The sequence below is a fragment of the Pseudomonas sp. AK181 genome (assembly GCF_051122975.1).
GTDB classification, from domain to species: Bacteria; Pseudomonadota; Gammaproteobacteria; order Pseudomonadales; family Pseudomonadaceae; genus Aquipseudomonas; species Aquipseudomonas lactis.
Map to the genome: position 1 here is coordinate 5,246,832 of NZ_CP146348.1, position 17,970 is coordinate 5,264,801.

Consider the following 17,970-nt stretch of genomic DNA (forward strand, 5'->3'; position numbering starts at 1 on the left):
TCCGGGTTACAGGCTCATAAAACAAGGGACAGACCGTAGGTCAGGCCGAAGGCGACCAGCGAAATCAAGGTCTCCAGTACGGTCCAAGTCTTGAAGGTCTGGATGACCGTCATATTGAAGTATTCCTTGATCAGCCAGAAGCCGCCGTCGTTCACGTGGGAAAAGATCACCGAGCCTGCACCGGTCGCCAGCACCAGCAATTCCGGGTGTGGATAACCCAAGCCCAAAGCGACCGGCGCGACCACCCCGGACGCGGTGGTCATGGCCACCGTAGCCGAGCCAGTAGCGACGCGCATCAACGCGGCGAACAGCCAGCCCATCACCAGCGGCGACAACTGGAACGCATGGGCCAGGCCGAGGATTTCATGGGTGACGCCGGCGTCCACCAGGATGCGATTCAAACCACCGCCCGCGCCCACCAGCAAGGTGATGCTGGCGGTCGGCGCCAGGCATTCGTTGGTGAACTTGAGGATCGACTCGCGGTTGAAGCCCTGGGCCAGGCCCAAGGTCCAGAAGCTCACCAGGGTCGCCACCAACAGGGCGATCACCGAGTTGCCGATAAACAACAGGAACTGGTTGAAACCGCTGCCCGGCGTGGAAATCACGTTGGCCCAGCCGCCGATCATCATCAACACCACCGGCAACAGGATGGTGCCCATAGTCAGCGCAAAACTGGGCAGGCGCGTACGCGGTTCACGCTCGATGAACTGGCGCTCCAGCGGGTTTTCCGCTGGCAAATGAATGTGCGGCACGATGAACTTGGCGTAGACGGGGCCGGCAATGATCGCCGTGGGGATGCCAATCAGGATCGCATACAGCACCGTCTGCCCGACCGAGGCGTTATAGGCCAGCACCGCCATCATCGCCGCCGGGTGCGGCGGCACCAACGCATGCACCACCGACAGGCCGGCGACCATCGGCAGCCCGACCATCAGGATCGACACGCCCACGCGCCGCGCCACGGTAAAGGCAATCGGCACCAGCAACACAAAGCCGACTTCGAAAAACAGCGGCAGCCCCACCAGGAACGCAATGCACACCATCGCCCAGTGAGCATTGCGCTCACCGAAGCGGTTGATCAGCGTGCGCGCCACCTGCTCGGCGCCCCCGGATTCGGCCATCATCTTGCCGAGCATGGTGCCCAGCGCCACCACCAGGGCGATATGCCCCAGGGTCTTGCCGACACCCGCCTCGTACGAACCCATGATGGTGTCCGCTGGCATCCCGGCCATCAGCGCCAGGCCGATGGACACCAGGGTAATCACGATAAAGGGGTTGAGTCGGTAGCGTGCAATCAGCACGATCAATGCAATGATGGCGATGGCAGCGTATGCCAACAGCCCGAAGCCCGGTAATGCGGCCATGCGGTACTCCTCGGAAAGGGTCACGTCGAATTGGTTGTGAAACTCATAAATCATTCCCGAGGAGCATTTTCAATTTTTATGAAAGTAATTTTCGCCCACGGATAAGCGCTGTCGCTTGGGGATATGCCCGACGTTAGCGGATGAAAATTCGAGGGGTGTTCTTACATGAAGATCAGAGAAGGCGGAAACTCAAACGCCGCCCTTGAGTCATAGACTGCGCATCCACTGCCCAGGAAACCGCTCATGATTCGCACCACAATCGCCGCCAGCGTCTTACTCTTGTGCGGCAGCGCTTATGCCGCCGACAACGCTGCCTTGAAAACATGCATGGACAGCGCCAATAGCACCGCAGACATGGTCAATTGCAACGCCAAGCAAACCAAGGTGCAGGACGACCGCCTGAACCGCGCCTACAAGACCGCCCTCGCCGCCCAGGAAGGCGCGCGCAAACAGCAGCTGCAAGACGTGCAGCGCCTGTGGATCAAATACCGCGACGCCAATTGCGCCTTCGCCGGCAGTGCCACTGGCGGCACCATTGATCAGGTAAACGGCACAGGCTGCGTGCTGGACATGACCCAGACCCGTGCCCAGGAGCTGGAAGACCTGGTCGGCCCGTAATAACGACCTCGCCCCCTCGTAATAACGACCTCGCCCCCTGTAGGAGCGAGCTTGCTCGCGAAAAACCCGAGAACGCCGCAGTGCATCAGAATGCCCGCGTTATCGTTGACGATTTTCGCGAGCAAGAACTAGGCGTCCCCCTCGCTCCTACAATGAGGTAGGGGTTCAGTCGTGGTGAACCTTGGCGCGCTTGAGCAGCTTTTTGCAGCGCTCGGATAAATGCAGCACCCGCAGGTGCTTGCCAGCCTTGGTGTAGCGCTCGCGCAGGGTCATCAGCGCGGCAATCGCCGAATAGTCGACAAAGCTCAGGTGACGGCAATCCAGCGTGACCTGGGCCGGGTCGTTGGCGGGGTCGAACTGGTTCAAAAACGGCGTGGTCGAGGCGAAGAACAACGTGCCGTGCAGCCGATAGAGCTTGCTGCCATCGGCCTCCAGGTGTTCATCAGCGTACAGTTCCCGCGCCTGCTGCCAGGCGAAGTTCAGCGCGGCAATGACGATACCGCACAGCACGGCGGTGGCCAGGTCGGTGAACACGGTGATGATCGTCACCGCCATGATCACCAGCACATCATTGAGCGGCACCTTGTTGATCACCCGCAACGACGCCCAGGCGAAGGTCTGTTGCGACACCACGAACATCACGCCCACCAACGCCGCCAGCGGGATCCGCTCGATCAGTGGCGACAGAAACAGAATGAACAACAGAATCATCACCCCGGCAAACACCCCGGAGAAACGCCCACGCCCGCCGGAGCTGAGGTTGATCACGGTTTGCCCGATCATCGCGCAACCGCCCATGCCGCCAAACAGGCCCGAAACCATATTCGCCGCGCCCAGGGCCACGCTTTCGCGGTCGGGGTAGCCACGGGTCTCGGTGATTTCGTCGGTGAGGTTGAGGGTCAGCAGGGTTTCCAACAGGCCGACCATCGCCATCAAAAACGCGTACGGCGCGATAATGCCGAGAGTTTCCAGGGTCCAGGGGATCTGCGGCAGCGCGAAGGTCGGCAAGCCACCGGCGATGTGCGCCATATCCCCCAATGTACGGGTCGGCAAACCGAGCAGGTACACCGCCACGCCAACACTCAGAATCGCCACCAGCGCGGGCGGTACGGCACGGGTCAGGCGCGGCAACAGGTACACAATCGCCATGGTGACAGCCACCAGCCCAGCCATTACGTACAACGGCGTGCCGCTGAGCCAGGTTTCACCGCTCTTGAAATGCTCCAGTTGCGCCAGCGCAATGATGATCGCCAGGCCGTTGACGAAGCCGAGCATCACCGAATGCGGCACCATGCGCACCAGCTTGCCCAGGCGCAGCAGGCCGAAAGCGACCATGATCAAGCCGCCGAGCAACACCGTCGCCAGCAAATACTCCACGCCGTGTTGCACCACCAACGCGACGATCACCACTGCCATGGAACCTGCCGCACCGGACACCATGCCGGGACGGCCGCCGAACAATGCGGTGAGGGTGCAAATGATGAAAGCGCCGTAGAGGCCCATCAGCGGGTTGAGATGGGCCACCAGCGCAAAGGCGATGCATTCGGGCAGCAAGGCGAAAGACGTGGTGAGGCCGGCCAGGGCGTCGGCGCGCAGACGGGTGAGGTTCATGGAGTACCAGGGAATTGCGGGGGATAAGGCGGGGAATGGTACGAAATTGCGGCGGGTGGGGCTAGTGAAGTGTCAGGTCTGATGTACCGAGTCGCCCCTTTCGCAGGCAAGCCCGCTCCCACATTTGACAGGATTCACACCTGAACAATGTGGGAGCTGGCTTGCCTGCGAAGGCCGCACCGCGGTGCTAAGCGAACATCAGACCATCTCGTCGCGAATCCACTCCACCACCGACGTGCGCTGAGGCGCCCACCCCAACAGTTCACGGGCCTGCTTGCCACGTACTCGGCTATTGGAGCCCAACCCGTAATTGGCCATTTCATAGCCCCACTCGGCCTCAGCCTCGGCCAATGGCCAATCCTGTGGTTTGCCCAGGTTTAGGGCTTGGGCAATCGCCGTGGTCATGTCGATGAACGCCGCTTCGCTGCTTTCCACAAAATAGAAAGTACCCGGTACGTTCTTGGTCAACGCCAGCAGATACAAGGCCACCACGTCTTCAATATGCACGTTGGACCAAATGTTCTGCCCAGGGCCCACATGGCGCACCACCCCGCTTTTGCGTGCCTGCTTGAGCAAGCGCGGCAATTGCACGCTGTCACGCTTCACGCCCAAGCTGTGGCCGTAGATCAGGGTGTTGCAGATCACCGCCGAATTCACGCCGTCGTTGGCGGCCGCGAGGATCAGGTTGTCGATGGCCACGCGGGCGGCCTTGTCGACGGTCGGCTCAGGCAGGTTGTCTTCGAAGTAGATGGTTTCACTGGCCTTGCCGCCCGACGCATCGCCCACGATGCTCGAACCGCTGGTGTGCAGGAACGGCTTGTTAGAGCCTTTCAAGGCCGCCAACAGGGTTTCCACGGCGACGCGGTGGTCGCTGCTGGCGGCGTTGATTACCGCATCGGCCTTCTGCGCCTGCGCGGTCAATACGGCGGCGTCGTCTAGGGTACCGATCACCGGCGTGATGCCCAGGGCGGTCATTTCGGCAGCTTGCTCGGCGCTGCGCACCAGGCCGGCGACGTGATGGCCGGCCTTGACCAGGCCGGTGGCGATGGAACCGCCGATAAACCCTGCGGCGCCGGTAACGAATACATTCATGGATGTTGCTCCTGACTGGGTAAGTGATGCGCCCAGTATCCAACCCCACTGCTGCCTGAATAAGCCCGTGCGGCCCAATTCACTCTTGCGCTCAGATCACGAATCAGCTGGCATACCGCGCCAACTTGGCCTGAATAAAGTCCAGGAAGCACTGGATGCGCAACGCCAATTGCGAGTTGCGGTAGAACACGGCGTGGATCGGCTGGCGATAGCCACTGTTGAACGCCTCGAGCAATGGCACCAGGCGCCCGGCTTCAATATCGTGCACCGTCATGAAGTTGGACAGACAACTAATGCCCTGCCCTTCCAGCGCCAACTGCCGCAAGGTTTCACCACTGGAGGCGCTGACGCCGGGCTGGATCAGCCAGCGGTCACCTTCGCCGTGACGCAACGGCCAGTGGTTGAGGGTTTCGGTGTGGGTGAAGCCCAGCAGCGTGTGGTCGGCCAGTTCGGCCACGGTCGTGGGTGTGCCGTACTGCTTAAGGTATTCGGGGCTGGCCAGGACATGCAGCGGCGTGCTGCCCAGAAAGCGCGCATGCAGGGTCGAGTCGGCCAGAGCGCCGATGCGAATGGCGATGTCGGTGCTTTGCTCCAGCAGGTCGATGATCAAATCATCGCTGTTGAGCTCCAGCTGGATATCCGGGTAGAGGCTGCGAAATTCGGCGATGTACGGCACGATCCCATGCAGCATGAACGGCACGGCGGCGTTGATACGTAGGCGCCCGGCCGGTTTTTTCTGGCGCGAGGACAGGCGCTCTTCCAGCTCGTCCATCTGCGCCAGGATCACCTTGGCCTGTTCGAAGAAGTACTTGCCCTCTTCGGTCAGGTCCATGCGCCGCGTGGTGCGGTTGATCAAGGTGGTGTCGAGCTTGGCTTCCAGGCGCGACAGCGTGCGGCTGACCGCCGATGGCGTTTGCCCGACTTTTTCGGCGGCGGCGGAAATCGAGCCGCACTCGATCACGCTGACAAAAATCTGTAGCTCATCCGATCGGGCTTTCACGGGCAGTCCTTCATTAAACGGCTGACAAATGCCCGGTCATTATTAACCAGCCAGCAACAAATGGCCTCCCAACAACGCCATGCCGGTGAAAAATCCACGCTTGAACCACAAGGCACTGATGCGCCGACGTACCACCTGGCCCAGCCACATCCCCAGCAAGGCCGGCAACAGCGCCAACACCGACGCACCGACTTCAGCGCCGCCCAACGCACCACGCCAAGCCAGCCCGGCGGCCAGCGCCAGTGTCGACACGGTGAATGACAGCCCCAGCGCCTGCACCAACTGATCACGGCTCAAGCCCAGGGCTTGCAGATACGGTACCGCAGGGATCACGAAGACACCGGTGGCCGAGGTGATGATGCCGGTGACCAGCCCGCACAAGGGCCCCAGCCAACGCTCAGTGCGGGGTGCGACCCTGAAGGTCGGCAGGAATAACCCGCTCAAGGCATACACCAGTAACGCCGCGCCCAAGGCACGCACCACCCAAGGCCCACTGCCCATGCCCAGCCACATAGTGCCCAGCCCGGTGCCGAGGAAAATCAGCAACAGCATCGGCCACAGGCGTTTGAGCAAAGCCCCCAAGTGGCCGCCAAAGGACAGTTGCCAGAGGTTGGTCACCGTCGAAGGAATGATCAGCAATGCCGCAGCCTGCGCGGGCAACATAGCCAGGCCAAGCATACCCATAGCCACGGTGGGCAGGCCCAGGCCAATGACGCCCTTGACCGTACCGGCCAGCAGGAAGGTGGTGATGACCAGCGCTGTCAGGGCGGGGCCGAGGTTTTGGTAGAACGCGAGGAAGGTATTCATAGCTGCATTCTGGGGCTTTTTCATAGCTTGAGAAATTCGCCATATACTGAGGCAGCCTCTTGTTTTGTGTGAGGCTGATACCGCTATCGCAGGCAAGCCAGCTCCCACACCTTGAATTGTGAATACATTCCAATGTGGGAGCTGGCTTGCCTGCGATGAGGCCCGCACAGTCACCGGAAAACTCCCAGCCATGCACTTTGACCTGATCGACCTGCGCCTCTACCTGCACATCCTGGACACCGGCAATATCACCGCCGGCGCGGCCCGCAGCCACCTGTCCCTGGCTGCCGCCAGCGCCCGCATCCGAGCAATGGAGTCTTCACTGGGCATCGCGTTTCTCGAGCGCGGCCGCCGTGGCGTCACCCCGACACCAGCGGGCAAAGCCCTGGCCCGGCATGCTCGCCTGCTGTTGCAACAGGCCGACCACCTGCAACAGGACCTGGCCGAATACGCCAACGGCGTCAAAGGCCAGGTACGCTTGCTATGCAACACCACCGCCCTCAGCGAATACCTGCCGGAACTGCTCGCACAGTTTCTGCGCAAACACCCCAACCTCGATATAGACCTGCAAGAGTTGCCCAGCCTGCGCATTACCCACGCCTTGCGCCAGGGCACCGCCGACCTGGGGATTATTTCCGATGCGGTAGACACCCACGGCTTGCAGACCCTGGCGTTTCGCGACGACCCACTGGTGCTGATCACGCCCCTCGACCATCCGCTGACTACTGCGGGGTTTATCGACAGCTTGCAATACGATTACGTCAGCCTGGCAGCCAACAGTGCGCTGGCGGTGTACCTGGAGGAACAGGCCTTGCACGCAGGCTTTCGTCTGCACACACGTATCCGCGCCGATAGCTTTGACGGGGTGATTCGCATGGTCGCCGGCGGCGCCGGCCTGGGCATCGTGCCTCAGGCCGCCTTGGACCGTTGGCCACCTGCGCGCCGCTTCAAGGCCCACCCCCTGCAAGAAGAATGGGCCTGCCGCAAACTGTTGTTATGCGCACGCTCGTTCGAGCAACTGCCCGGTTACGCCAGCACCTTACTCGCTGCGCTCGCCGCCCCGTGTGGGAGCGAGCTTGCTCGCGAAGATCGTCAACGATAACGCGAGCTATCTGGTTTAACGCGGGGCTCTCGGGGTTTTCGCGAGCAAGCTCGCTCCTACAGGGGATCGGGCCCGCTTGTGGAAGAAGGTGTAGTAGACCGCCGACAGAATCAGCAGGAACGGCACGCCAAACACCAGCGTCATCTTGAATGCGTCGGTAAAATAGGTGGTGATCATCACCGCCCCCATCAGCACCAACCCCAGCAGCGTGCTGTAGGGAAAAAACCGCAACTGGAACGACAGCTTCGCCCCGCCATGACGCTTGCGATAGCGGCGGAAAAACAGGTGCGTGAGGAAGATCATGAACCAGGTGAAGATCGCGCCAAACATCGAGATCGCCATCATCAGGGTGAACGAGCTTTCCGGGTACACCACGTTGAGCAACGTCGCCAGGGCAATGCCCGAGCTGGACAGCAGCAATGCGTTGAGCGGGATGCCATTCTTGCTCAACGCGCCCATGGACTTGGGCGCAAAACCGGCACGCGACAGGCTGAACATCATGCGCGTGGTGATGTAGAGCTGGCTGTTCATGGCCGACAGCGCCGCGATCAGGATCACGAAATTCATCACTCCAGTGGCGCCGGGAATGCCGATGGTCTGCATCACCGTGACAAACGGGCTCTGGGCCTGGCCGGCCTGGTTCCAGGGCACGATGGCGAGCATCAGCGCCAGGGTCAGCAGGTAGAACACCACCAACCGCACGATGGTTGCGCGAAAGGCTTTCTTCACTGCCTGCTCCGGGTCGGCGGCTTCACCGGCGGCCACGGCGATCATCTCGACGCTGAGGTAGCTGAAGATCGACACGATCACCGCGATCCACATGCCACTCAAACCATGGGGGAAAAAGCCGTCGTGGGCCGTGTAGTTCTGCACCCCGTAGGCAGGGTTGCCGGAGCCGAACACCACATACACTGCCAGGATGATGAAACCGACAATGGCGCTGATTTTGATCGTCGAGAACCAGTATTCGAAGTTGCCGAAGGTCTTCACGCTGATCGCATTGAGCACAATCAGCACACTGGAGAACGACACGATCCACACCCACTCCGGCACGTTGGCGAACCAGTACTTCATGTACATCGCCACCGCCGTGACCTCGGCGCCCACCGCCAGCACAATCGCCGCCCAGTAGGCATACCGCACCAGGAACCCGGCCAACGGGCTGATGTAGAACTCGGCGTAAGCGCCAAAGGAGCCGGAGGTGGAATGGGCCACCGTCATCTCCGCCAGGCAGCCCATCAGCAGCAAGGTAATCAACGCGCCGATGGCGTAGCTCACCAGCACGCTCGGCCCGGCATAACCGATGGCGTAGGCGCTGCCCATGAACAGCCCGGTGCCGATGGCGCCACCGATGGCGATCATGCTCATCTGGCCGGAAGTGAGCTGGCGCCTCAGGCCCAGTTCACGGTGGGTAATCTCTGCAAAGCCGTTGTCTGGCGTGGTCACTGGTGTGCCCCTTTATTATTGTGATTGCACAGGAAGCGCTTGTTTTCTGTAGGAGCGAGCTTGCTCGCGAAAAACCTGAGAACGCCGCGTGCATTCAGCATTCGCGCGTTATCGTTGACGATCTTCGCGAGCAAGCTCGCTCCTACAGTGGGTTTGTGTTGTTGTCAGGTGACGCTGTTGCGCACTTTGAATTGCGGCTGGTCCCAGGTGCGCTTGTCGAGTATTTCGCCGAGGATTTCCACGGCGTCCCACACCTCGGTAAAGCTGGTGTACAGCGGCGTGAAGCCAAAGCGCATGATCCGTGGTTCACGGTAATCGCCGATCACGCCTCGGGCGATCAGGGCCTGGATCACCGCGTAGCCTTCGGGGTGTTCAAAGCTGACGTGGCTGCCGCGCCGGGCGTGTTCACGCGGGGTGATCAGCTCCAGGCCGTGGGCGGCGCAGCGGCTTTCGACCAACGCGATGAACAAGTCGGTCAAGGCCAGGGATTTAGTGCGCAGGCGGGCCATGTCGGTCTGGGCAAAGATCTCCAGGCCGCATTCCACCATGGCCAGCGAGGTAATCGGCTGAGTACCGCACAGGTAGCGAGCGATGCCGGCGCTGGGGGCGTAGGTGGACTCCATGGCGAACTGCCGGGTATGCCCGAACCATCCGGATAACGGCTGGCGGACCACATCCACCAACGCCGGGTTGACCCACACAAACGCCTGGGAGCCCGGGCCGCCGTTGAGGTATTTGTAAGTGCAGCCAATCGCATAATCCGCATTGGCCTGGTGCAAGTCGACAGGCACCGCGCCCGCCGAATGCGCCAGGTCCCAGATGCTCAGCGCGCCGCACTCGTGGCTCAGTGCGGTCAGCGCCGCCATGTCATACATGTAGCCGGTCTTGTAGTTGACGTGGGTGAGCATCACCACCGCCACGTCCGCATCGATGGCCTGGGGCAGTTCGGCCGGGCTGTTCACCAGGCGCAGGCAATAGCCTTGTTGCAGCAGTTCGGCCAAGCCTTCGGCGATGTACAAGTCGGTGGGAAAGTTGCTCGCTTCGCTGACGATCACCTTACGCGCCGGCGTACGTTGGCGCTGCACACTCAAGGCGGCGCTGAGCACTTTGAACAGGTTGATCGAGGTGGTATCGGTGATCACCACCTCGCCGTCACGCGCACCAATCAATGGCGCCAGGCGATTGCCCAAGCGCTGGGACAAATCCGCCCAGCCGGCGCTGTTCCAGCTACGAATCAAGCCATTGCCCCACTCCTCGGCGATCACCTGTTGTGCCCGCTCCAGCGCCGCCACCGGGCGCGCGCCGAGGGAGTTGCCGTCGAGGTAGATCACCCCCTCGGGCAAGGCGAACTGGGCGCGCAGGGAGGCCAACGGGTCCTGGGCGTCGAGGGCTTGGCAATGGCTTCGAGTGGTCATGGGTCGTCCTGGTTTTTATAAGTGAGGATGGACCAAATAATGAACGAACTTTTAGAGAATTTTCGTGCAAAGTGGTGGGCAAACGGCTATTTAAGCTGTAGGAAATTCGAATTTAACCTCCAAATACGCGGATATCTTCCAAGCATGATTCTCGACGCTACCGACCTGCGCCTCCTGCATTTCCTGCAACAGGATGGCCGCATCAGCAACCAGGAATTGGCGGAAAAAGTCGCGCTGTCGCCGTCGGCGTGCCTGCGCCGTTTGCGCCTGTTGGAGAGCGAGGGAATCATCAGCGGTTACCGCGCGGTATTGAATGCCGAGCAGTTGGGGATCGAGCTGGAAGCCATCGTGCACCTGTCGTTGCGCCAGGATGTGGAGGACTGGCATGAGACGTTCATCAAGAAGGTGCAAGGCTGGCCGGAGGTGGCGAGCGCCTATGTGATCACCGGCGCCAGCAACTATGTGCTGCGGGTGCAGGCGCGCAACCTCAAGCACTTTTCGGACTTCATTGTGAACCACCTGAACCGCACGGCGGGGGTGATGGATATCCGTTCGGAGATCGTGCTGCAGAAGATCAAGGACCGGGATGAGGTGCTGGACCTGGTCGTGCGCAAATAACACAAACGCCTCAAAACCAATGTGGGAGCTGGCTTGCCTGCGATAGCGGTGGTGAATGTTCCACCGCTATCGCAGGCAAGCCAGCTCCCACAGATCAGTCTTCCAGAGCACGCACTCGCTGCATGCGCTGCTGCTCTACCGGCGCATCCGCCACCTGCAACTCAAAGTCAAAATCAATCTGCGCAAACCGTCCCTGCACGCCAAACTCTCGTGCCAGTTGCGGATCGTCGCTGAAGCGAATCTCGGCAATCAGTTCATCCCGGGTGGCATAGGCAAAGTCATCATGCAGGTACGGGTCATCCGACAGGTTGATCTGCGTGGTCAGGTGCCGGTGCCCCGGCGCCGAGATGAAGAAGTGGATATGCGCCGGCCGTTGCCCGTGGCGCCCCAATTGGTCGAGCAGCTGTTGCGTCGGCCCGCTCGGTGGGCAGCCGTAGCCCGAAGGCACGATGCTGCGAAAACGGTAGTTGCCCTGGGCGTCGGTCTCGATGCGCCGGCGCAGGTTGAACTCAGACTGATTCGGGTCGAACCACGAATAAGTCCCGCCCGTGTTGGCTTGCCACACATCCACAATCGCCCCTGCCAACGGCTCGCCCTCGGTATCGCGTACTTGCCCGCGCATGAACAACGGCACCGCGTCGTCCTTGCCATCATCCAGCCGTGCCTCGTACTTGGACAGCGGCGCACCGGCCACGTACAACGGGCCTTCGATGGTGCGCGGCGTGCCGCCCGACTTGCCGGCCTGCTCGTCGGCGGCGTCCATCAACAGGTCCAGGTAATGCTCCAGGCCCAAGCCGGCGGCGAGCAGGCCGGCCTCTTGGTTTTTGCCCAGTTCATTGAGGTAGTTGACCGCCTTCCAGAACTCTTCCGGGGTCACTTCCAGGTCTTCGATGATGTTCACGGTGTCGCGCAGGATCCGGTAAATCAACGCCTTGGTGCGTGGGTTGCCCGCGTCATTGAGGTTACCGCTGGCTTCTTCGAGAAACTGTTGGGCGTGGGCAGTCTGGGACAGGCGGATGGACATGGTGCATTCCTCATCTTGTAGTTATAGGTGCAAGCCGGCTCAGCGGTCGTCCGCATGGATCGACGACGGATGGCGGCACAACGCGTTCACTTCGATGGCCATGTAGGGGAACAACGGCAGTTGCATCAGCAGGTCGTGCAGGTCCTGCACGCTGTCGACATCGAACACGCTGTAGTTGGCGTAGTGCCCGGCGATGCGCCACAGGTGGCGCCACTTGCCCTCTTGTTGCAGGCGTTGCGCCAAGGCTTTTTCCTCGGCCTTGAGGCTGGCGGCGCGCTCGGGGTGCATGTCGAGGGGCAGGTTCACGGTCATTTTTACGTGGAACAACATGGCAAGGGCCTCTTAGTGTTTGTCACGGCGAAAGAACGCCAGGCGCTCTTCATCAAGCATCAGGCCCAGGCCTGGCGCAGTGGACACATGCAGCTGGAAATCGCGGTACACCGGTGGCTCGGTGAGGATGTCTTCGGTGAGCAACAGCGGGCCGAACAATTCGGTGCCCCATGCCAGGGTGTTCAGCGTGAGAAAGGCATGGGCCGAGGCCAGGGTGCCAATACCACCTTCAAGCATGGTGCCGCCGTACAGGCCGATGCCGGCCGCTTCGGCTATCGCCGCCGTGCGCAATACGGCGCGAGGGCCGCCGTTCTTGGCGATCTTGAGGGCGAACACCGTGGCCGCGCCTTCACGCGCCAGGTTGAAGGCGTCTTCGACACATTCGATAGACTCATCGGCCATGATCGGCACCGGGCTCGACAGGTTGAGCCGGGCCATGCCACCACGGTTATTGCGTGAGATCGGTTGTTCGATGAGGTCGATACCGTGGTCACCGAGCACCTTGCACGCCCGCAGGGCCACGGCTTCATCCCAGGCCTGGTTGACGTCAACGCGCACACTGGCGCGCTCGCCCAGGGCTTTTTTGATCGCGATCACATGGGCCAGGTCGCGGTCGACCTCGCCCGCGCCGATCTTCAATTTGAAGAGGCGGTGACGGCGCAGGTCGAGCATCTTCTCGGCCTCGTTGATGTCCTGTTCGGTATCGCCGCTGGCCAGGGTCCAGGCCACCGGCAACGCATCACGCACACGCCCGCCAAGCAGCTCGCTGACCGGCAGCCCAAGGCGTTTGCCGAGGGCGTCGAGCAAGGCGCTTTCGATACCGGACTTGGCAAAAGTGTTGCCGCGAATACTGCGCTCCAGGCGCAACATCGCCGCGTTGACGTTACTCGCATCCTGGCCGATCAGCAGCGGCGCGAAGTGACGGTCGATGTTGACCTTGATGCTGTCGGGGCTCTCGTTGCCGTAGCTCAGGCCACCGATGGTGGTGGCTTCACCGATGCCTTCGATGCCGTCGGTGCACCGCAGGCGGATGATAACGAGGGTCTGGTTTTGCATCGTGTGCATCGCCAGCTTGTGCGGGCGAATGGTGGGCAGATCGACGATGACAGTTTCGATCGACTCGATGGCGCAAATCGGCATGGCAATACCCGTTGGGTTCTTTATAGATTTGCGTCGATTCTGTTCCGCATTTTTTCGGGGTTCCAATATAGAATTGGTCTCGTGCAATACCCTCAAGGTATGAAAGGAGTCGATATGGAACTGCGTCACTTGCGCTATTTCCAGGTGTTGGGCGAGACCCTCAACTTCACCCGCGCCGCCGAACGTTTGCACATCGCCCAGCCGCCGTTGAGCCGGCAGATCCAGCAACTGGAGGATGAACTTGGGGTGGTGCTGCTGGAACGCAGTCGGCCCTTGCGGCTGACAGAGGCCGGGCGGTTTTTCTATGAGCATGCCAATGTGTTGCTCGAACAACTGGGCAAGGTCTGCGACACCACCCGGCGCATCGGCCAAGGCGAGAAAACCTGGCTGGGCATCGGCTTTGCGCCCTCGACCTTGTACGGCGTGCTGCCGGAGCTGATTCGGCGCCTGCGCACTCACGAGGCCCTGGAGCTGGAGTTGGGCTTGTCGGAGATGACTACCTTGCAGCAGGTCGAAGCGCTCAAGGCCGGGCGCATTGACGTGGGCTTCGGGCGTATTCGCATTGACGACCCGGCCATCGTCCAGCGTGTATTGGTAGAAGACCGCTTGGTGGCCGTGCTGCCCAGTGGTCACCCGTTGCTGGGCGCCCCGGCCACCCTCGCCCAGTTGGCCGGCGAACCTTTTGTGCTGTACCCCGGCAACCCGCGCCCCAGTTATGCCGACCATGTGATCGCGCTGTTCGACGCCCATGGCTTGAGCGTGAAGGTGGCGCAGTGGACCAACGAATTGCAGACCGCTATCGGCCTGGTGGGCGCAGGTATGGGAGTGACACTGGTGCCGGCGTCGGTGCAGGTGCTGCATCGGGCGGATATTGGCTATACGCCGGTGGTGGAGGCGACGGCGAGCTCGCCGATCATCCTCAGCCGGCGGGTGAATGATCAGTCGCCGGGGCTGACTCATTGCCTGCAACTGGTTGAAGAGTTGATCTGAGATTTTCCAGGCATCCCATAGTCCATGTGGGAGCTGGCTTGCCTGCGATGGCGGTGGATCAGTTGGCATCGTATTGATCGGCCGACCGCTATCGCAGGCAAGCCAGCTCCCACAGATTGTTTTTCATCCAATTCAAGTAATGCGCAGGCGCTTGCGCTGCAATGTCTGGCTGGGCGACTCATCGAACAGCTTGCGGTACTCCGCCGAAAACCGCCCCAAATGCGTAAACCCCCACCCCAGGGCAATTTCAGAGATGGTGCGGATCGAGCCCTGCTCCAGAATTTCCTGGCGCACCGCCCCCAACCGATGCTTCTTCAGATACGCCATGGGCGACAGCGCGAAGTACTTGCGAAACGCATCGAACAGTTTGAACCGCGACACGCCCGCCGCCGCTTCCAGGTCTTCCAGGTGCAGCGCTTCACGGGCGTTGTCGTGGATAAATTGCCGGGCGCGGATCAGGTAGTGCGGCAGTTTCACCCCCAGCACGTCGCGCAGTTCTTCAGAGTAGTTATTCGGTTGGGCCAGGATCAGGCCCTTGATCAATGAGCTTTCCAGGTCGCGAGTAAACGCCGCCTGTTCGTACAGTTCGCTGCTGCATTCCAGTTCGGCGATGAAGTATCGCGCCATGCGCCACCACGAGGCCGGGGCGCCGTCCACCGCATCCATCACCGACTCAAAGCGCAGCGGCGCATCGTTGGGCCGTTGCAGCAAACCTTCCAGTGACTCGCTCATCGCCGCGCGGGTGATCACCACCTGCAACTTGCGGCAGTCACCGGAAATCGCCAGCACCTGATGCTCATTGGGTGAAATGATCACGCCCTGGTCGCGGTTGGAGCTGAGGCGCTCACCGTTCTTGCTCAGCTCCTGCTCGCCCACCAACGGCAGGCTCAAGCTGTAGCTGCTGAAGTGTTCGGCGTCTTCGATATCGATGGTCACGTCAGTGCCGTACTCGATCACGCCCAGGGTGGTGGCGCGGGATTTGAACACGTTGGCGCTGTGGTGAAAGCGCAGGCGCTCGGGCGTTGCCGTCGCCAGGCGATGGGGCCCGCAGATGCCGGACATCCAGCTGCGCGCGCCTTCCAGGTCGAAGCGTTGAATATGAATATCGCGTGTCTGACTAGTCATCAGGGTGCACCCACGGCGGTTAGGCGTTTGCGCGCTCTGACGGCGCGTCGTTGAATCTCGACAGCAAGTTCCAGGCCACGCCAGCGCAGTGCTCACTGGGTGGATAGCAACGGTCGACTATGTGGATAAACCCCAGGGTTTTACCACCATCGCCCGCCATCACAGTAGCGCATGCCGTCACCGGCGCGCACCGCCATGGGTATTTGCTGCCCAACTTTGCGGCCTGCGTTCCCCGATTAAGCGGATAGCCCGCCACCGCATCGCAGCCGCTTAATGGCTCACCGTTTAGCCATGATCAAAAGGTGCCTCCCATGAGTGGTGCAAGAACCGTCGAGCAGTGGAAATCCTTTATCGAAAGCTGCCTGGACTTTCGCCCGGCGGATGAAGTGTTCCGCATCGCCCGCGACATGTTCACCGAGCCCGAGCTGTTCGACCTGGAGATGGAACTGATCTTCGAGAAGAACTGGATCTACGCCTGCCACGAAAGCGAACTGGCCAATAACCACGACTTCGTGACGATGCGCGCCGGACGCCAGCCGATGATCATCACCCGTGACGGCGAAGGCCGGCTCAACGCGTTGATCAACGCCTGCCAGCATCGCGGTACCACCCTCACCCGCGTGGGCAAAGGCAACCAGTCCACCTTCACTTGCCCGTTTCACGCCTGGTGCTACAAGAGCGATGGCCGACTGGTAAAGGTCAAGGCGCCAGGGGAATACCCGGAAGGTTTCGACAAGGCCACCCGCGGCCTGAAAAAAGCGCGCATCGAAAGCTATAAGGGCTTTGTGTTTATCAGCCTGGACGTGAACGGCACCAACAGCCTGGAGGACTTCCTGGGCGATGCCAAAGTGTTCTTCGACATGATGGTGGCGCAATCGGCCACCGGTGAGTTGGAGGTGCTGCCGGGCAAGTCCGCCTACACCTACGACGGCAACTGGAAGCTGCAAAACGAAAACGGCCTGGACGGTTATCACGTCAGCACCGTGCACTACAACTACGTGGCCACCGTGCAGCATCGCCAGCAGGTCAACACCGAAAACGGCGCAGGTTCCAACACAACGCTGGACTACAGCAAGCTCGGCGCCGGTGACGCGAATACCGACGACGGCTGGTTCGCCTTCAACAACGGCCACAGCGTGCTGTTCAGCGACATGCCCAACCCCAGCGTGCGCTCCGGCTACGCCACCATCATGCCGCGCCTGGTAGAAGAACACGGCCAGCAGAAGGCCGAGTGGATGATGCACCGCCTGCGCAACCTGAACATCTACCCCAGCCTGTTTTTCCTCGACCAGATCAGCTCGCAGTTGCGCATCATCCGCCCGGTGGCCTGGAACAAGACCGAGATCATCAGCCAGTGCCTGGCCGTTAAGGGCGAGTCCGACGCCGACCGCGAAAACCGGATTCGTCAGTTCGAAGACTTCTTCAACGTTTCGGGCATGGGCACGCCTGATGACCTGGTGGAATTCCGCGAAGCCCAGCGCGGCTTTCAGGGCCGTCTGGAACGCTGGAGCGACATCTCACGAGGCAGCCATCGCTGGGAGACCGGGCCGACGCCCAACAGCGAGGCCATTGGCATCCAACCGGCGATGACCGGCACCGAATTCACCCATGAAGGCCTGTACGTCAACCAGCATCGCAACTGGCAGCAGTTTCTGCTCAAGGGTTTGGACCAGCGAGCTTTGACATTGCGGGAGGTGAAGTGATGAATGCGCAATTGCAGTACCAGATCGAGCAGTTCTTCTACCGCAAGTCCGAACTGTGCGACGCCCAGGACTGGGACGCCTACGTGCAGTTGTTCGACCCGCAGAGTGAATTCCACCTGCCGCAATGGGACTCGGAACACGTCTACACCCAAGACCCCAAGCGCGAAATGTCGTTGATCTACTACGCCAACCGTTCGGGCCTGGAAGACCGTGTGTTCCGCCTGCGCACAGGCAAGGCCGCCTCCGCCACGCCGATGCCGCGCACCTTGCACCTGATCAATAACGTACGCATTGCCGAGCAGGCCGACGGCACGTTGGAGGTACGTTTGAACTGGCACACGTTGTTTTATCGCCTGGCCACCTCCGAGCAGTTTTACGGGCATGCCACGTACCGCCTCAAGCCTGCGGGCGACAGCTGGTTGATCATGCGCAAGCACGCCTTGTTGCTCAACGACACCATCAACTCGGTGCTGGATTTTTATCACCTGTAACGGTGATGCACTGCCCTGTAGGAGCGAGCTTGCTCGCGAAAAACGCAAATACGCCGTGAGCATCCAGGGTGCACGGCGTCATCGTTGAGGTTTT

At 61.0% G+C, this 17,970-nt stretch carries 17 protein-coding genes; 6 read left to right on the forward strand and 11 right to left on the reverse strand.

What is annotated here, in order from left to right; all coding sequences use genetic code 11:
• Window positions 1-14: 14 nt before the first annotated feature.
• Window positions 15-1,418 (reverse strand): gluconate:H+ symporter, encoded by a 1,404-nt coding sequence (locus V8689_RS23990; RefSeq protein WP_032895331.1) that lies wholly within the window; start codon window positions 1,416-1,418, stop codon window positions 15-17.
• Window positions 1,419-1,607: 189 nt separating this feature from the next.
• On the opposite strand from V8689_RS23990, the gene V8689_RS23995 reads away from it, so the two are divergent.
• Window positions 1,608-1,982 (forward strand): lysozyme inhibitor LprI family protein, encoded by a 375-nt coding sequence (locus tag V8689_RS23995; protein ID WP_056788701.1) that lies wholly within the window; start codon window positions 1,608-1,610, stop codon window positions 1,980-1,982.
• 165 nt (window positions 1,983-2,147) lie between these two features.
• Here the strand turns inward: V8689_RS23995 and V8689_RS24000 are convergent, their stop codons facing one another.
• The 4 genes from V8689_RS24000 to V8689_RS24015 all read right to left on the reverse strand — a co-directional run bounded on the left by V8689_RS24000 (window position 2,148) and on the right by V8689_RS24015 (window position 6,492).
• Window positions 2,148-3,593 (reverse strand): SulP family inorganic anion transporter, encoded by a 1,446-nt coding sequence (locus V8689_RS24000; RefSeq protein WP_056788699.1) that lies wholly within the window; start codon window positions 3,591-3,593, stop codon window positions 2,148-2,150.
• Window positions 3,594-3,791: 198 nt separating this feature from the next.
• On the reverse strand, window positions 3,792-4,685 hold the full coding sequence (locus tag V8689_RS24005; RefSeq protein WP_056788696.1) for an NAD-dependent epimerase/dehydratase family protein: 894 nt from the start codon (window positions 4,683-4,685) through the stop codon (window positions 3,792-3,794).
• Window positions 4,686-4,788: 103 nt separating this feature from the next.
• The gene (locus V8689_RS24010; protein ID WP_056788694.1) at window positions 4,789-5,685 is read right to left on the reverse strand and encodes a LysR family transcriptional regulator; all 897 of its coding nucleotides are present in this window, start codon (window positions 5,683-5,685) and stop codon (window positions 4,789-4,791) included.
• A gap of 42 nt (window positions 5,686-5,727) precedes the next feature.
• On the reverse strand, window positions 5,728-6,492 hold the full coding sequence (locus V8689_RS24015; protein ID WP_056788692.1) for a sulfite exporter TauE/SafE family protein: 765 nt from the start codon (window positions 6,490-6,492) through the stop codon (window positions 5,728-5,730).
• Window positions 6,493-6,682: 190 nt separating this feature from the next.
• On the opposite strand from V8689_RS24015, the gene V8689_RS24020 reads away from it, so the two are divergent.
• The gene (locus V8689_RS24020) at window positions 6,683-7,594 is read left to right on the forward strand and encodes a LysR substrate-binding domain-containing protein (protein ID WP_434520636.1); all 912 of its coding nucleotides are present in this window, start codon (window positions 6,683-6,685) and stop codon (window positions 7,592-7,594) included.
• A gap of 15 nt (window positions 7,595-7,609) precedes the next feature.
• Here the strand turns inward: V8689_RS24020 and V8689_RS24025 are convergent, their stop codons facing one another.
• Both V8689_RS24025 and kynU read right to left on the reverse strand, forming a co-directional pair.
• Window positions 7,610-9,040 (reverse strand): amino acid permease, encoded by a 1,431-nt coding sequence (locus V8689_RS24025; RefSeq protein ID WP_056788686.1) that lies wholly within the window; start codon window positions 9,038-9,040, stop codon window positions 7,610-7,612.
• Between the two features lie 164 nt (window positions 9,041-9,204).
• The gene (gene kynU / locus V8689_RS24030; RefSeq protein ID WP_056788682.1) at window positions 9,205-10,455 is read right to left on the reverse strand and encodes a kynureninase; all 1,251 of its coding nucleotides are present in this window, start codon (window positions 10,453-10,455) and stop codon (window positions 9,205-9,207) included.
• A gap of 144 nt (window positions 10,456-10,599) precedes the next feature.
• On the opposite strand from kynU, the gene V8689_RS24035 reads away from it, so the two are divergent.
• The gene (locus tag V8689_RS24035) at window positions 10,600-11,073 is read left to right on the forward strand and encodes an Lrp/AsnC family transcriptional regulator (RefSeq protein ID WP_003176072.1); all 474 of its coding nucleotides are present in this window, start codon (window positions 10,600-10,602) and stop codon (window positions 11,071-11,073) included.
• Window positions 11,074-11,167: 94 nt separating this feature from the next.
• Here the strand turns inward: V8689_RS24035 and catA are convergent, their stop codons facing one another.
• The 3 genes from catA to V8689_RS24050 are packed head-to-tail and all read right to left on the reverse strand — an operon-like array spanning window position 11,168 to window position 13,567.
• Window positions 11,168-12,097, reverse strand: a complete 930-nt coding sequence (gene catA / locus V8689_RS24040; protein WP_056788679.1) for a catechol 1,2-dioxygenase — start codon at window positions 12,095-12,097, stop codon at window positions 11,168-11,170.
• A 39-nt stretch (window positions 12,098-12,136) separates the two neighbouring features.
• Window positions 12,137-12,427 carry a muconolactone Delta-isomerase gene (gene catC, locus V8689_RS24045; RefSeq protein WP_014719906.1) on the reverse strand — a complete coding sequence of 97 codons (291 nt, stop codon included), beginning with the start codon at window positions 12,425-12,427 and terminating at the stop codon, window positions 12,137-12,139.
• 12 nt (window positions 12,428-12,439) lie between these two features.
• The gene (locus V8689_RS24050; RefSeq protein WP_056788676.1) at window positions 12,440-13,567 is read right to left on the reverse strand and encodes a muconate cycloisomerase family protein; all 1,128 of its coding nucleotides are present in this window, start codon (window positions 13,565-13,567) and stop codon (window positions 12,440-12,442) included.
• Between the two features lie 114 nt (window positions 13,568-13,681).
• Here V8689_RS24050 and V8689_RS24055 point away from each other — a divergent pair, with 114 nt between their 5' ends.
• The gene (locus tag V8689_RS24055) at window positions 13,682-14,557 is read left to right on the forward strand and encodes a LysR family transcriptional regulator (protein ID WP_056788675.1); all 876 of its coding nucleotides are present in this window, start codon (window positions 13,682-13,684) and stop codon (window positions 14,555-14,557) included.
• A gap of 132 nt (window positions 14,558-14,689) precedes the next feature.
• Here the strand turns inward: V8689_RS24055 and V8689_RS24060 are convergent, their stop codons facing one another.
• A complete protein-coding gene (locus V8689_RS24060) occupies window positions 14,690-15,682 on the reverse strand; it encodes an AraC family transcriptional regulator (protein WP_056788672.1) in 993 nt (330 codons plus the stop codon).
• Window positions 15,683-15,993: 311 nt separating this feature from the next.
• On the opposite strand from V8689_RS24060, the gene antA reads away from it, so the two are divergent.
• A complete protein-coding gene (antA, locus tag V8689_RS24065; RefSeq protein ID WP_056788669.1) occupies window positions 15,994-17,385 on the forward strand; it encodes an anthranilate 1,2-dioxygenase large subunit in 1,392 nt (463 codons plus the stop codon).
• Entirely contained in the window at window positions 17,385-17,876 is a 492-nt protein-coding gene (gene antB / locus V8689_RS24070) for an anthranilate 1,2-dioxygenase small subunit (protein ID WP_034133666.1), read from the forward strand. The genes antA and antB overlap by 1 nt, the downstream gene beginning before the upstream one ends.
• Window positions 17,877-17,970 lie beyond the last annotated feature (94 nt).